This window comes from Micromonospora sp. NPDC050200, from assembly GCF_040656135.1.
Taxonomy (GTDB): Bacteria; Actinomycetota; Actinomycetes; order Mycobacteriales; family Micromonosporaceae; genus Micromonospora.
Genome location: NZ_JBFALG010000008.1, coordinates 13,849 through 29,741, shown reverse-complemented (window position 1 = coordinate 29,741; position 15,893 = coordinate 13,849). Strand labels below are relative to the sequence as shown.

The following is a 15,893-nucleotide window of genomic DNA, read 5'->3' as shown; positions in this document are numbered from 1 at the left end:
CGGTCAGCACCTTGTTGGCGAGGAGATCGGTCGCCGCGGTGATCCCCAGCCCGGCGACGACCAGACCGAGGGAGGTTCGAAGCCACGCGAGGAGCGTGCGCTCATTGGCGAGGGTGAACCGCGGATCGCTCCGCGTCACCTTCGTACGCCGCGCTGGGATGCCACGGGGTCACGATGAGCCGTCATGCGTGTCGTGACACAGGTACGACGCGCAGTCGGGCTGGTGGGCACCGATCGCGGGCGGCTGGGTGACCGGGAGGTGGTTGCCGAAGAAGTCGTAACCGCCGTTGTCGGGGATGACAGCGCCGGCTCCGACAGCGGGGGAGTCGGCGCGTAGCCGGTAGCCGGCCGGGTCGACGCCGCCCGGAGAGCGCAGCCGCGGGTCCTCGGTGATCGTGTCCGTTGCGTTGGCCGGTGCGGGCAGGCCGTAGAACAGGTTGTGGTCGAAGGCGAACCGGCCGCTCATCAGGCGGTACGACGCGCGGCCGGTGCCGGTGCGGGCGACGAGGTTGTCGGCGAACCGGACGTTACGTGGCTGGGTGTTGTTCTCGTTGACGACAACCTGGTTCACGCCGTCGCCGACGTAGATCGTGTTGTTGTGGACCAGTCCCGACTCGACGTGGCCGCTGCAGTTCTCCACGCCGCGATGGCGGTCGTTGATGCTGATGTTGTAGCGGACGACGAAGTCGCGGATGCCGGTGCTGGTCGGGCACAGCAGCAGCCAGCCGCCTTCGTTGTCGTGGCTGAGGTTGTACTGGAACACGATGTCGCGGGTGGCGTGATCGATGTCCCATGCCATGCCGTCCAGCGTGGTGCGGCCGTGCGCGCCGACGTTGTGCTGGAAGGTGACGCGCTCGGAGTTCGCCGTCCACATGCCGGCGTTGTAGGTGCCGGAGCGCATGTTGTAGCCGTCCAGGCTGTTGCGCTCCACCAGGGCGTCGGTGTTCATCTTGACCGCGATGCCGTCGCCGCCGATGTCGGTGAGGATGTTGCCGCGCACCACCATGCCGGTCGAGGGGTGCCACGGCGCCGTGCACAGCCCGGTCCAGAAGCCGCCGAGCTCGGGGCGATTGCACCAGTTCGACCAGGTGTAGATGCCTTCGCGGTCGACGTGCCAAATTCTGTTGTCGAGGATGCGGAGACCGGTGAACGAGGTGGGCACGGTCGATCCGGCAGCCTCCACGACGATGCCGCCAGAGGCGTTGCCGAACTTGCCGTTCGCGGTCCGGGGACCATTGAGAATGCCCTGCACGTCGTGCACGTCGAGCCGGCGCAGCACGATCCCGGCGACGGTGCCGGCGTCCTCGGCGAAGACGTACACGCCCCGTCGGGTGCTGGTGTTGTCACCCGGCGCGGTGAGTTCCAGGTCGCGGACCTCGATGTGTGCGAGGTTGCGGAGCAGCACGGCCTCGGTGGCGCCACCGGCGTCGATCCGCGCCTTCGGCGCTGCGGGTTCGCCGTACGACGCGATGGTGATCGGCTGCTGCGGTGTGCCGGAGCCGTGTGGTGCCAGGGTGCCGGTGCACGTGCTGCCCCGCTTGAGCCGCACGCTCGTCCCCGGGGCAAGAGTCAGGGCGTTGACCTGCGCCAGCGAACTGAACGGGTCGAGCCGCGATCCGGAGCCGCCCGATCCGGACCGCGAGCAGTCGACGAAGACCGCGTCCGGCTCCGATGGCTCTGCGGCAGCGGCGTTCGGCGGGAACGCGAGCCCCGTGGCCGATGCGGCCAGGACCGCGGTTATCGCCATGATCCAGCTACGGTCACTCATCGCGGCACCCTCCCTTTCGACTCGATGGGGATCCACGGTGTGTCGCCGCAGTCCGCCTGGACCCGGGCGAGCTCCGTGGTCAGTTCGGCGCGCACTCGGGCGTACGCCGGGTCGTCGTACACGCTGTGCAGCTCCCACGGGTCGGTGCGTAGGTCGAACAGCTCCCACTCCGGCTCGTAGCGGGTATCGGACGTACCGGGGATGCCGAGCCCGTCGGAGTAGTAGTAGACGAGCTTGTGATCGTGGGTGCGTACTCCGTAGTGAGCCCAGACGTGGTGCTCCGCGTCGTCGTGTTCCCAGTAGCGGTAGTAGACCGCCTCACGCCAGTCGGATACCTCTTCCCCACGCAGCAGCGGGCGTAGCGAGCGCCCCTGCATGCGTTCGTCTGCCGGTACGCCGGCGAAGTCCAGGAACGTCTGTGCGAAGTCGACGTTCATCGCGAGGGCGTCGCAGGTCGTGCCGGCCGGGATCTCCGCCGGGTAGCGGATGAGCATCGGCATCCGCAGGGATTCCTCGTACATGAACCGTTTGTCGTACCAGCCGTGGTCGCCGAGGAAAAACCCCTGATCGGAGGTGTAGACCACGATCGTGTCGTCGGTGAGGCCGTGTTCGTCGAGGTAGTCCAGCAGCCGGCCGACGTTGTCGTCGACGCTGGCCACGCAGCGCAGGTAATCCTTGATGTAGCGCTGGTAGTGCCACAGTGCCGCCTCGTCCGCGTCCAGGTGCGGCGGCAGCAGCTCCTTGACGTCGTTGAGGGTCAGGTCCCGGTCGACGCGCATCCGGGCGGCCCGGGCAGCGGCCGCGTGCCCGTTGTGGTCGTCGGCGAACGTGGCCGGCACCGGAAGGTCCTCGAGGTACATGTCCCGGTGCTTGTCGTCGGGTTCCCAGTTGCGGTGGGGTGCCTTGTGGTGCACCAGCAGGCAGAACGGCCGGTCCCGGTCGCGCTCGTCCAGCCACCCGATGGCGAGGTCGGTGATGATGTTCGTGCAGTAACCGGGCCGGATCCGTTCGACGCCGTCCATCCCGATGAAGAGCGGGTCGCGGTAGCGGCCCTGGCCCGGCACGACCTCCCAGTAGTCGAACCCCCGTGGGTCGTGCGCGGGCCCGTGCCCGAGGTGCCACTTGCCCACCAGCGCGGTCTGATATCCCGCGCGACCCAGCAGCTGCGGGAAGACCAACTGCCGGTTGTCGAACTCGGTGGCCAGGGTGCGCACCCCGTTCACATGGTTGTAGGTGCCGGTGAGGATCGTCGCGCGGCTCGGCGCGCACAGCGAGTTGGTGCAGAAGCAGTTCTCCAGCAGCATCCCGCCCGCCGCGATCCGGTCGATGTGCGGCGTCTTGTTGAGCTTGCTGCCGTACGCGCTGATCGCGTGCGCCGCATGGTCGTCGGCCATGATGAAGACGATGTTCGGACCCACTGGCCCCTCTTTCCTGCGGTGGTGGAACGACGGTTCGGCGACCTCCCCGTCGCGGAAGGCTGGGTTCAGGCGGCGTACGCGGCGGCGTCGTAGTAGCTGCCGGGGTCGACCTCACTCGTGAGCTTGCCGAGCTCCTTGAACAGTCCGTTGAGCCCGTCGAGCCAGCCGGTGACCGTCCCGTCCTTGGACTTCGCGGCAAGTTCGTCGGAGCTGAGGAATCGCGCGTTGCGTGCCTCGGAACGCAGCTGGTCGACCGGAGCCTTGAGGAACGCCGCAGTGAGCTCGATGGCCTTGTCGAGGTCCGCCAGCCGCGCGTCGTTGGCCTCCCGCAGCAGCGCGACCATCTTCCTGACCACGTCCGGCCTGCTGGTGACGACCTCGTTGCGGCCGATGTAGGCCGACGGGAAGCTCAACTGCGGATAGAAGTCCTCGTTCTTGGCGAGCTCGACCAGGTCCGGCACCCGCTGCTTGATGGTGCCGACCAGTGGATACCAGATGCCGGCGGCGTCGATCTGCTTCGCGGCGAAGGCGGTCACGACGGTGCTCGGGTCCATCGCCACCTTCTTGACGTCGTCGATGGTCAACCCCTCACGCCGCAGCGCCAGGCGCAGGATCAGGTCGCCGGACGTGCCCTCGGGCACGCCCACCCGCTTGCCCTTCAGCGATGCGATGGTGGAAATGCCCTGTTGGGCGATGATCCGGTCGGCGAATCCGAGTGAATTGATCGCGACGACGCGCGCCTTACCGCTCGCCGGCAGCCACATCGCGCCTGGGCCGATGTATCCGAAGTCCAGGTCGCCGGCGCCGAGGGCCTGCACCTGGAGCGGCCCGTTGGTGAAGACCTTCAGTTGCGGCTTCAGGCCGTGCTTGGACCACAGACCCTTTTCCTCGGCGATGGCCATCAGGCTGGCGCCGGTGAAGTCGGCGATGTAGCCGACCTTCACCGCCGATGTGCCGCCACCGGCCGGTTCGTCGTCCTTGCCGCATGCGCCAAGGGTGAGTGCGGCGCCGATGCCCGCGAACCCGGTCAGTACCGTGCGGCGCGACAAGCTGCTCATCTTGAGGTTCCTTCCGTGGGGGTCTGGTGGTAGACGGCGTGCCACACCCGGTTGCGGATGGCGGTGAACTGTTCGGACAACCGGATGGCCTCGGTGCGAGGATGGGGTAGGTCGACGTCGATGACCTCGTGGAGCCGCCCGGGGCGGGCGGCCATGACGATGACGCGGTTGGCCAGATAGACAGCCTCGTCGACGTCGTGGGTGATGAACATGACGGTGCGCTTCTCGGCGGTCCAGGTGGCGAGCAGTTGATCCTGCAGCTGTACGCGGGTCAGCGCATCCAGCGCGCCGAACGGCTCGTCCATGAGCAGGATGTTGGGGTTGACCGCGTACGCCCGGGCGATCGCGCACCGCTGCCGCATGCCGCCGGAGAGTGTCTTGGGCAGGGCGTCGGCGAAGTCGCTCAGGCCGACCAGGTCGATGAAGTGCCGCGCCCGCTGTCGTCGCTCGGCGCGTCCGACCTTCGCGACCTTGAGCCCGAACTCGACGTTCTGCTGCACGGTGAGCCAGGGGAACAGGGCGTACTGCTGGAAGATCACGCCACAGTCGGGGCCGGGCCCGGCGACCGGACGGTCGTCCACCCGCACCTCGCCGTCGGTCGGTTCGATCAGCCCTGCGGCGATGTTGAGCAGGGTCGACTTGCCGCAGCCGGAGGGTCCGACCACGGTTACGAACTCGCGGTCGGCGATGTCGAGGTCGACGCCGTCCAGGGCCCGGAACTCGTTGTCCCCGACCTGGAAGGTGCGGGTGACCGAGCGGAAGGAAATTTTGGTGGTCATCGGCGCTCCTGCCATCCGGTGAGGCGCTTCTCGGCCAACAGCAGTAGCCGGTCCATGATCAGGCCAAGCACGCCGATGGTGATCAGACCGACGAAGATGGTGGCGAGGTCGTAGTAGATCTGGGCCTGTTGCATGCGGTAGCCGAGGCCCTCCTGGGCCGCGATCAGCTCGGCGGCGACCAGGGTCGCCCACGCGGCCCCCAGGCCGACCCGCATGCCGACGAGGATGAACGGCGTCGAGGCCGGCACCACGACGCGGCGGAACACGACGGCGTCCCCGGCGCCGAGCACCCGGGCCGCGTTGATCAGGGTGTTGTCCACGCTGACCACGCCCTGGAAGGTCGCGACCACGCAGGAGAGGAAGGCGGCCAGGAAGATCACGAAGATCTTCGGCGTCTCCTCGATACCCAGGAGCACGATCGCGAGCGGAATGATGGCCAGTGGGGGGATCGTCCTGAAGAACTGGATGTACGGTTCGATCAGCCCGCGCGCCAGCGTGTACCACCCCATCAGGAAGCCGACCGGCACCGCGAGCGCGCTGCCCAGGGTGAAGCCGATCAGCACCCGCCGCAGGCTCGCCGCTGCGTCCGTGAGCAGAGTGCCGTCGGCCAGCAGTTCCCCGGCCCGTACCGCAACGGACTGTGGGCCGGGCAGCCCGGAAACGCCCGCCCCGGCCAGGGCCGCCCAGCCGGCGATGCCGAGCACGATGGCGAGCACGTTCAACAGGGCCATCCGCCAGCCCGGTCTGGCCGGCGATCGGGTCGCTGTGCCAGATCTGCCCACCCGGGGCAGTGCCTTTTCTACCGAAGTCACGTGAAGCCTTCCGTCAGGCCGAGGCCGGCTTGCCGCGCCGGGGGCCACCACACCTCGACGTACGGGAGTCTGTGATCCTGGCCGTAATCCTGTCAACCCTCCGGAATAATTCCGCAGGAGAATAATCCGAAAGGTTGACATTATTGAGTCGCGCCTGCGACGATGCGGTCGTCGGGACTGTCCCCCGCGCACGGGATGGGGTCGCCGGGTGCGGCATCGAACACGGCGATCGTCGTCGGGCCGTGCGAGTAGAAGACCGGTCCAGGCGCGACGCGTGCAGCGGGGTGGACCAACGGGTGAAGGGGGCGCACCGGTCGGATGGCCATCGGTGAAGACGGAACGGTGGCGGAGCGGGTCGACGCCATGCAGCGGGTGCGACTCGGCCACACCCAGGTTCTCCTCGATCAGTTGCGTCGCGTCGGTCCGCTCAGCCGCGCCGAGTTGGTCCAGCGCACCGGCCTGTCCCGCACCACCCTGTTCGACATAATCGGCGATCTCGTTGATCGTGGCGTCCTCGTGGAGCGAGGGCCGGTCGCCGCCGGTCATCGGCGTCGTGGCCGGCCGTCTGCGAAGATCAGCCTCAATCCGGGCGCCGGGCGGATCATCGGCGTCGATCTCGGGAGAGCGCGCATCGGTGTCGCGATCGCCAACGTGAGCCACGACATCGTGGCCGAGGCCAGCCGGCCGGTTGACGTTGCCGCCGGTGCGGCGCGACGCGCTGCGGCGGCGATCACGCTCATCGAAGACCTCGCACGTGAGCACGCGATCGACCTCGACGCCGTGGAGGGAATCGGTCTCGGCCTCGCCGGGTTGGTCGGCGACCCAGGCCGTCCCCCTGGCAGCAAGGCGTTACTCCGGACCGCTCGGGATGTCGCGGGCCACTTCCGTCGGCGCTTCGACGCCCCGGTCCTGCCGGACAACAATTCGCGGCTCGCCGCGCTGGCCGAGGCCACCTGGGGCGCGGCCCGCGATGCGCACGGTGTCATCTACGTGCGGTGGACCGAAGGCGTCGGGGGGGCCCTCATTCTCGACGGACGCCTGGTACGTGGCGCGCACGGCGCTGCGGGCGAGCTGGGGCACGTCAGCGTCGAGCCGGATGGACCGCGGTGCCCTTGCGGCGGGCAGGGGTGCCTGGAGCTGCAGATCGGGGCCAAGGCTCTCGTCCGCCACTGCACCGAGCGCGGCGTCACGCCGCGCGACCCGCACGACCTGGTCACCCGGGCCGTTGCCGGTGACCCGACCGTTCGCGCGGTGGTGCGCGACGCGGCGACACTGCTCGGCCAGGTGCTGTCCGGGCTGGTGGTCGAATTCGACCCCACCGCCGTCGTGATCGGCGGCGCTCTGGCAGAACTCGGCATCCTCGTGCTGGATCCCATGCGCACTGAGATCGACCGGCTGGCCATTCCCCGCCATCCCCGCTCGGTCCAGGTGATGGCCGCCAAGTTCGGCGATGAGGGGGCTGCGTTGGGCGGGGTGGCTTCCGTACTGCAGGCCGGCGCCGCAGGGCCGCTGCCGGGACCGGTCGGCCTGCCCACCGCGACGATCCGCGCCGGCGACTCGTGACGCCCGGAACGCGTCCCGCCTCTCGTCCCCACCGCCCGCTTCCCGAGCTGTAGCGAGACGCCGAGTAATCTTGCCAAGAGCCCTGGCGTAAGTCGTGGCCAGGCGCAGACTCGGCTTCTCCTGCCCGCGAACGGCCGAATGACCAAGTCAGCCTGGAGACGGGGGGACCGGATCGGTGAGCAACGACGGGGTGCTCCGCAAACTGCGGCGGGAGCACGAACTGCGGGTGCTGACCATCCTGGTGGAGCGCGGCCCCTGCTCTCGGCGAGAGCTGGAGAACGGCACCGGACTCTCCCGGACCACGATGTCGGCCATCGTCGCCGATCTTGTCCGGCGTCGTGCCGTGGTCGACGACGCCCAGCGACCGGCGTCGAGTCGGGGACGGCCGACCACGCTCATCCGGCTCAACCCGCGTGCCGCGTCGGCGGTCGGGGTTGAGCTGGGTCGTGGTCACGTCAGCGTCGCGGTGGCCGACATCGGGCGTTCCGTGCTTGTCCATGTCACCGAACCGGTCGCGGCCGACCGTGGCCTGCCGACGCGGATGGACATCGCTCTCTCGCTGCTCCGGAGCGTCACGTCCGCGCACAAGCTGGAACTCGACGGGCTTGCGGCGGCGGGGCTCGGGCTCTGGGGGCACCATCCCGATCCGGAGATCGACGCCGAGGACCCGGCTGGTGATCGAGTTGTCGCCGGTCTCGTTGATCGTCTGCGGGTGGCGCTCGGCGTGCCCGTGACCTGGGACCACAACATCCGGCTTGCCGCCGTGGCGGAGCGGCGGGCGGTTGAGCTGCCGGCTCGTGCCGATCTGGTGTACATCGCTCTGTCCAACGGGGTCGGCAGCGGCGTGGTGATCAACGGCATGCTCGCCCGCGGCGCCTCGGGTACCGCCGGCGAGATCGGACACATCAGCGTTGAGCCGACCGGTCCACCGTGCTGGTGCGGCGGCCAAGGCTGCCTCGAGCAGTATCTGACCGTCGATGCGGTGCTGGCCCGCGCCCGCGCCGTCGCGCCAGACGTGGTCGACGTGGGCAGCCTCGTCGCGGCGATGGACCGGGGTGAGCCCGCCGTCATCGAGGTGGTGAACTGGAGCGCCGAACTGCTCGGCCGGGCACTCGGGATGGTGGTGACCCTGCTCGACCCGCGGCGGATCGTCATCGGTGGCGAGCTTGCCGATCTGGGCGAGTACCTGCTCGGGCCGGCTCGCGCGGCCCTGGCCCGGCAGAAGCTGTCCATCCGTGACCGGCGCCTGGAACTCGACACCGCCCGGATCGCCCACGGCGCGGCCGCCGTCGGGGCGGCGCTGGTGGCGCTCGACGAGCATGCGTCGCTCCACGGCCTCAACGCCGACTAGTTGACGTTCTCTCCGCCGTAGAGGGGTGGAGATTCCCTCCGTGCACGCGCGGGACAGCGTGTGGCGCCTGGGTGGATTCCTACTTCTCGGCGCGGTGCCGCGGGAAGCGAGCCCGGCGACATCCCGCCTCGGCCCGGTCGCCGCGGTCTGCGACCGTGGCGGCGAAGTCGTCGTGGTGTTGGTCAGGACGCCGAGGTAGCGGCCCATGACCATGTCCGCCGACGTCGGGATCGGTGCGCCTGAGCGGATTGCGGTAGGACCAGTTCCGCGATGTAGCGGCGTAGCACATTCACCGACCCTGACGCGCGATTTATGTTCAGGCTATTGACGTAAAGAGGTGGTGCGCCGCACACTCTGGCGACAACCCCTGTACACGCTGCCCGTGTGGCAGGCAGTGGGCCGACGTTCGCGAAGGAGCCACGTTGGACGCTCAACCCCGTTCCATGACCCGGCCGAGAAATCGCTTGGCCCTGACTGCCCTGCCGGCCGCGCTTGCGGTGGCGCTGCTGGCGTCACCGGCCGCCGGTGTGCAGGTGCCTGCCTCGTACACCGCGATGTCGGTGGACACCGCCGCAGCGGCCCCGGCCGACCTGGCCCTGGTGCCGAAGCCGGTAGCGGTCGAGCAGCATGACGCGCCGCCGTTCACGCTGCACCGAAACACGCGCATCGTCGCGATCGGGGACGGGGCGGCTGTGCCGGCGGAGTATCTGGCCGGTGTTCTTCGCCGATCGAGCGGCTACGACCTGCCGGTGGTCGAGGAGGGGTGGGGGCCGGCGCCGATCATCATCGAGGTCGGGCCGGGCAACGCACCAGACGGCCACCAGGCCGAGGGCTACACCGTCAGCGTCGATGCCGAGCGGATCCGGATCGGCGCCGACACGCCCAACGGTGCGCTCAACGGGGTGCAGACGCTACGCCAGATGTTCTCGCAGTGGGTGGAGTCCGACACCGTCGTCGAAACGGAGTGGACGGTGCCGGCGGTGAGCATCACCGACTACCCGCGCTTCGACCACCGCGGCATGATGCTCGATGTCGCGCGCAGCTTCTACCCGATGGATGAGGTCAAGACCTACATCGACTCCGCAGCCCAGTTCAAGATCAATCGCCTGCACCTGCACCTCTCCGACGACCAGGGCTGGCGGATCGCGATCGACAACCCGGCGGACAACCCGTCCGGCATCGACTACGGGCTGCTCACCGGCGTCAGCGGCGCCACCGCGATGACCCACAACAGCAACGGGCAGCTGATGGGCACCGAACTCGGCGTCACCGGCTACTACACGAAGGCCGATTACGCGGAGATCATCCGTTACGCGGGTGAGCGTGGCATGACCGTGATTCCCGAGATCGACCTGCCCGGCCACACCAACGCCGCGCTGCACGCGATCCCGCAGCTCAACACCCCCGGGGCCTGGCCGAAGCCGCAGCCCGGGCAGCCAACCGTGCCGCACAACGGCACCCCCGCCGTCGGCTACTCGTCACTGGATGCCAACAGCGCGGTGACGTACGAGTTCGTCACGCACGTGCTCGCCGAGATCGCGAAGATGACCCCCGGGCCGTACCTGCACATCGGCGGCGACGAGGCGCATGTGACCAGCCGCGCCGACTACGTCACGATGGTCAACGCGTTCACCCGGAAGGTCGCCGCGCTCGGCAAGACCGTCGTCGGCTGGAACGAGTACGCCACGACCGACCTGCCGCAGGACAACGCCGTGGTGCAGTTCTGGAACGGAAACCGGACCGCCACGGCCACCGCGGTGAACACCCGGGGCGCCCGGGTCATCCTCTCCCCGGCTGGGAACACGTACCTGCCGCAGAAGCAGGACCCCCGTCAGCCGCAAGGCGGCACCTGGGCCTGCGGCGGGGTGTGCGGGCTGGATCGCCACTACAACTGGAACCCGGGCACGTACATCCCCAACATCGACGAGTCCCGGGTACTGGGCGTCGAGACGGCCCTGTGGGGTGAGTTCATCCGGCACGTCGAGCAGGCGCAGTACTACAGCTTCCCGCGGCTCATCGCCAACGCCGAGGTGGGCTGGACCCCGCAGGCGCAGCGCGACTTCGCCGACTTCACCACGCGCCTGTCGGAGGTGGGCGGCCGGTTGACGGCACAAGGAACGAACTTCTTCCCCACGGCGAACGTGGCCTGGCGGATGCGCGTGCTCGGCACCTCGGGCACGGTGCGGGCCGGCGAGCCGACCGCGGCCGCCTGGACCATCACCGCCCCGGGACTCGCCTCCGCCGATCTGTCGGCGACCATCACCTGGAGCGACGGCGTGCAGGAGCCGGTCTCGCTGACGACCACGCGCGCGGGGAGCATCCCGGGTATGTGGATCAACGACGCGTTCACCGCGACGTCCGGCCGTACCTTCACCAGGCCAGGGAGCTACACCGCGACGCTGTCGGTCCAAGCCCCCGGCCGGGCACCAGCGCAGGGATCGCTGAAGCTCACCGTCTACACGGCGCAACCGCTGGTTCCTGCCGGCAACGGCGCCTGATGCTGCTCCGTCGCCCGTTAACCCGCCACAGTGCGGGGTGACGGGCGGCCTGGGCGGGCGCGACCACCAACACCAACCACATTCACTGCGGCCACCCGGCGTGCCGCTGATTTCGCGGCCGTCCGGCATCTTCAGGCTGCCGCGGAAGCGAGTCGCAGCTGAAGAAGCACGACTTAGCCGACATCTCCCTGACAAGAATCCACGATTTGGGGTTGCCTGCACCCCCGTAGGAGCTGTATATGTCTCATCCCGCCTCCGAGCGACCATCCCGCCGCAGATCGCGTCCGGTCGCGTTGACCACGATGGTCGGACGCGTCCGGGCGCTCATCGCGGCACTGGCTGTCGCCGCAGTCACGGTGATCGCTGTGTCGGCTGCGGCCTCCGCCACCACCTCCGCCAAGGATCCCGTCCCGTCCACGAAGGCCGCCGGCCCGACCTCGCCTGGCCAGCACCCCACCAATCAGGTGTGCGCCAAGCCGTCGAAAGCCGGCGAGATGTCCTGCCTGTCCATGGTCCGCACCGACGTCACTGCGGTGAAGGGTGTGCAACGCGATGCCGCTCCCGCCGGTTTCGGTCCGGCCGACCTGCGTAGTGCGTACAGCCTGCCGGCGGCTGGGTCCACGGAGACGGTCGCGGTCGTCGTCGCGTTCGACAACCCGAACGCCGAGGCGGACCTGGCTGTCTACCGTCAGCAGTACGGGCTGGCGCCGTGCACCGCGGCCAACGGCTGCTTCCGGAAGATCGACCAGCGCGGCGGCACGAACTATCCGTCACCGGACTCCGGGTGGGCCGGCGAGGCAGCGCTCGACGTCGACATGGTCAGCGCGACCTGCCCGACCTGCAAGATCCTGCTGGTCGAGGCCGACGACAACTACCTGGAGAACCTCGGCGCGGCCGTGAACCAGGCGGTCGCCCAGGGTGCCAAGTACGTCTCCAACAGCTGGGGCGGCAGAGAAGGTTCCGACGAGAACCAGGCCGACGACGCCTACTTCCGCCACCCCGGTGTCGCGATCACCGCCAGCAGCGGTGACTACGGTTACGGCGTCTCGTACCCGGCCGCGTCGCAGTACGTGACGGCGGTCGGCGGCACCTCGCTGGTCAGGAACACCGCCACCACCCGCGGCTGGACCGAGGGCGCATGGCGGGGTGCGGGCAGTGGCTGCTCGGCGTACGTGCCCAAGCCGTCGTTCCAGAAGGACACCGGCTGTGCCCGTCGTGCGGTCGCCGATGTGTCCGCGGTGGCCGACCCGAACACCGGCGTCGCGGTCTACCACGGTGGCTGGAAGGTCTTCGGGGGCACCAGCGCGTCCGCCCCGATCATCGCCGCGGTCTACGCGCTGGCCGGCACGCCGGCCACGGGTTCGGCGCCGAACTCCTACCCCTACGCCCAGCCGTCCGCGCTCAACGATGTGACCTCCGGAAGCAACGGCAGTTGCCCGCCTGCCTCCTACTACCTGTGCAGTGCGGTGCCGGGTTATGACGGGCCGACCGGGCTCGGCACCCCGAACGGGCTCGCCGCGTTCCGTTCCGGGCCGCACGGCACTGTCGCGGGTACGGTGACCGACGGTACCGCTCCGCTGGCGTCGGCCAAGATCACCGTGGGTGACGTGACGGCGATGACGGACGGGCAGGGGCGCTACACCGTGACCGTGCCACCGGGAACGTATGACATCAGCGCGAGCAAGTTCGGGTACGCCGGCAAGACCGTTTCGGGTGTCGCGATCGCCGACGGTCAGACGGTGACCGAGAACTTCGCGCTGGGTGCGAGGTCGCTTGTCAGCGTCACCGGTGTGGTCCATGACGGTTCCGGTCACGGCTGGCCGCTGTATGCGACGGTGCGGGTCAAGGACGAGCCGACGGCGGTCGCCTACACCGACCCCAAGACCGGGCAGTACACCCTGAGCGTGCCCGCCGGGGACACCTACACTCTTCAGGTCGACCCGTTGTATCCGGGTTACCAGCGGGACTCGCAAGACGTGCAGGTGGGTTCGGCGGATGTGAAGCATGACGTCAACGCGCCGGTCGACCAGACGACCTGCAGCGCGGCCGGCTACGGCTTCCACTACGCCGGCCTCACCGAGTCGTTCAACGGCTTTACCACGCCGTCGGGCTGGACCGTCGATGACAAGGTCGGCGCCGGCCAGACCTGGGCGTTCAACGACCCCGGCCGGCGTGGCAACAGGACCGGCGGATCCGGCGGGTTCGCCACCGTCGACAGCAGCTACTACGGTCACGGAAAGACGCAGGACACCTCGCTGATCAGCCCGGTTACGGACTTCAGCCAGCGAACCCACCCGTCCTTGATCTTCCGCACCGACTACTACGGCTACGCGTTCGGGCAGACCGGGGACGTCGATCTCAGCGTCGACGGCGGCCAGACGTGGACCAACGTCTGGCACCACACCAAGGACAGCGCCCGGGGGCCGCGGACCGAGGTCGTGGACCTGTCCCAGGCCGCCGGCCAGACCAACGTCCAGGTACGGTTCCACCTCACCGCCACGTGGGGGTGGTGGTGGCAGGTCGACGACGTCTTCCTCGGCGACCGCACGTGTGACCCGACACCGGGCGGCCTGGTCGTCGGCCGGGTGACCGACAAGTACACCGGGGCCGGCATCAACGGCGCCACGGTGATCTCAGCCGACCAGCCCGCGAACAAGACGACCTCGGCGGCGACGCCGAACGACCCGAACCTGGGCGACGGCTTCTACTGGATGTTCTCCTCGCTCACCGGGGAGCACACGTTCACCGCAACGGCGGCGAACTACTACACCGCGCAGGACATCACCGTCAACGTCGCCCCGGACCAGGCAACGGACGGCACGTTCGCCCTGCCCGCACCCCGGATCGAGGTCAGCCCGGCCCAGCTCAGCAAGACCGTCGACTGGCAGGGCCAGGGCAACTCCACCATGACCGTGAAGAACACCGGAACCGCCCCGGTGACCGCCCAGATCGGTGAGTGGCCGGGCGGCCACCAGCCCGCTGCGGCGCAGCAGGGTGCTCCGCTGCAGGAGGTGAAGGGAACCTACAGCCCCCTGCGATTCCGGCCCGGCAAGACCACGCAGGCGGCGGCCGCCAAGCCCTTGGCGACGCCGAACGCGTCGCCGTGGACCACGGTGGCCGACTACCCCTTCCCGGTCATGGACAACGGCGTGGCGACCATCGACGGCAAGGTCTACTCGGTCGCCGGAGTCGACGGTACGCATGTCCTCGCCAAGGCATACGTCTACGACCCAGGCGCCCAGGCGTGGAGTGCCCTGCCGAACCTGAGCGCCGCGCGGGAGGCGCCGCAGGCGGCCGCCTATGGCGGCAAGCTCTACGTCTTCGGCGGCTGGGGCTGGAACGGGACTCCAGTGGCCAAGACCGAGATCTACGACCCGGCGACCGGCGCCTGGTCTACCGGCGCCGACAACCCGAAACCGTACGCCGGTGCCGCCGTGACCGTGCTCGACGGCAAGATCTACATCGTCGGTGGCTGCACGTCGTCCAGCTGCGGCAAGACGGATGTGCAGGTGTACGACCCTGCGTCGGACTCCTGGAGTTCGGGTGCGGCGTATCCGGAGCCGATCGCCTGGCTCGGCTGCGGCGGCGTCGGGGACAAGCTGTACTGCGCGGGCGGGATGACCGGCAGTGGCAGCACCAAGCACGCCTACGGCTATGACCCGGCATCCGCCGGCTGGGCTCCAGTCGCCGACCTGCCGATCGACCTGTGGGGGATGGGCTACTCGGTGTCAGCCGGCAAGCTCCTCGTGTCCGGCGGCGTGACCTACAGCTCCAGCACGCTCACCAACCGGGGTTTCACCTTCGACCCGGGTTCCGATACCTGGACCGCGCTGCCCAATTCCAACCGAACTCTCTACCGCGGCGGCTCCGCCTGCGGCTTCTACAAGATCGGAGGTACTACCGGAAAAGTCGCCTTCACGACCTCGGAGCTGCTGCCCGGCTATGACCAGTGCACCACAACCGATGTTCCCTGGCTGTCGGCGGACAAGACCGAGGTGACGCTTCAGCCGGGCGAGAGCGTCGACGTCAACGTGAGCTTCAACGCGAACATCGCCGAGATCACCCAGCCGGGCACGTTCACCGCGCAGCTTTCGATCAGCGCGAAGACCCCGTACCGGATCGCCCCGGTGCCGGTGACGCTCGTGGTGAACCCGCCCAAGACCTGGGGAAAGATCACCGGAACGGTCACCGGGGTCGGCTGCGCTGGCACATCGGCGCCACTGACCGGAGCGACCGTGCGGATCACCTCCGAGAAGGCGAGCTACACGCTGAAGACCGACCGGAACGGTAAGTACGTGCTCTGGCTCGACGTCAACAACAACCCGTTCACGGTTACCGCGGCCAAGGACGGCTGGGCGTCGCAGACCCAATCGGCCAAGATCGGGCCGGGCAAGACGACCACGGTCGACTTCTCTCTGGAACCCGACCCCACCTGCACCTGATCCGACACTCCGTGCGGGTCGGGCCGGGCCCGGCCCGACCCGCACGGACCACCATGGATACGCCGCACCCGGCGTGGTTCCCGCTGTCCACGGACCAGCACCGCGTGGACGTTCACGTGCGCCTGGCAGGCCAGTGGCAAGGAGCAGGGAGACAGCTGGTCTGGACCGGACACGCCGCATGGGCTCTGACAAGTGCCCGCCGCT

At 68.9% G+C, this 15,893-nt stretch carries 9 protein-coding genes and 1 pseudogene; 4 read left to right on the top strand and 6 right to left on the bottom strand.

Translation table 11 applies throughout. The annotated features are described in order from the left end of the window. Positions 1-43: 43 nt before the first annotated feature. From AB0I41_RS07875 to AB0I41_RS07850, 6 genes and pseudogenes are all read right to left on the bottom strand, one after another. Positions 44-139 (bottom strand): annotated as a pseudogene (locus AB0I41_RS07875) (DUF202 domain-containing protein); the annotation flags it as partial. A gap of 30 nt (positions 140-169) precedes the next feature. Then, positions 170-1,768, bottom strand: a complete 1,599-nt coding sequence (locus AB0I41_RS07870) for a right-handed parallel beta-helix repeat-containing protein (RefSeq protein ID WP_357103219.1) — start codon at positions 1,766-1,768, stop codon at positions 170-172. After that, positions 1,765-3,186, bottom strand: a complete 1,422-nt coding sequence (locus tag AB0I41_RS07865) for a sulfatase (RefSeq protein ID WP_357103216.1) — start codon at positions 3,184-3,186, stop codon at positions 1,765-1,767. The genes AB0I41_RS07870 and AB0I41_RS07865 overlap by 4 nt, the downstream gene beginning before the upstream one ends. Positions 3,187-3,251: 65 nt before the next feature. Then, positions 3,252-4,244 (bottom strand): aliphatic sulfonate ABC transporter substrate-binding protein, encoded by a 993-nt coding sequence (locus AB0I41_RS07860; protein WP_357103213.1) that lies wholly within the window; start codon positions 4,242-4,244, stop codon positions 3,252-3,254. After that, the gene (locus AB0I41_RS07855; protein ID WP_357103210.1) at positions 4,241-5,023 is read right to left on the bottom strand and encodes an ABC transporter ATP-binding protein; all 783 of its coding nucleotides are present in this window, start codon (positions 5,021-5,023) and stop codon (positions 4,241-4,243) included. The genes AB0I41_RS07860 and AB0I41_RS07855 overlap by 4 nt, the downstream gene beginning before the upstream one ends. Beyond that, a complete protein-coding gene (locus AB0I41_RS07850) occupies positions 5,020-5,754 on the bottom strand; it encodes an ABC transporter permease (protein WP_357103207.1) in 735 nt (244 codons plus the stop codon). The genes AB0I41_RS07855 and AB0I41_RS07850 overlap by 4 nt, the downstream gene beginning before the upstream one ends. A 399-nt stretch (positions 5,755-6,153) precedes the next feature. Here AB0I41_RS07850 and AB0I41_RS07845 point away from each other — a divergent pair, with 399 nt between their 5' ends. From AB0I41_RS07845 to AB0I41_RS07830, 4 genes are all read left to right on the top strand, one after another. Next, positions 6,154-7,398, top strand: a complete 1,245-nt coding sequence (locus AB0I41_RS07845; RefSeq protein WP_357103204.1) for an ROK family transcriptional regulator — start codon at positions 6,154-6,156, stop codon at positions 7,396-7,398. A 175-nt stretch (positions 7,399-7,573) separates the two neighbouring features. Further along, positions 7,574-8,749, top strand: coding sequence for an ROK family protein (locus AB0I41_RS07840; RefSeq protein ID WP_357103201.1), 1,176 nt, complete (start codon positions 7,574-7,576; stop codon positions 8,747-8,749). A 464-nt stretch (positions 8,750-9,213) separates the two neighbouring features. Next, the gene (locus tag AB0I41_RS07835; protein WP_357103199.1) at positions 9,214-11,247 is read left to right on the top strand and encodes a beta-N-acetylhexosaminidase; all 2,034 of its coding nucleotides are present in this window, start codon (positions 9,214-9,216) and stop codon (positions 11,245-11,247) included. 302 nt (positions 11,248-11,549) lie between these two features. Further along, complete coding sequence (locus AB0I41_RS07830) at positions 11,550-15,689, top strand: carboxypeptidase regulatory-like domain-containing protein (RefSeq protein WP_357103196.1); 4,140 nt, start codon at positions 11,550-11,552, stop codon at positions 15,687-15,689. Positions 15,690-15,893: the final 204 nt, after the last annotated feature.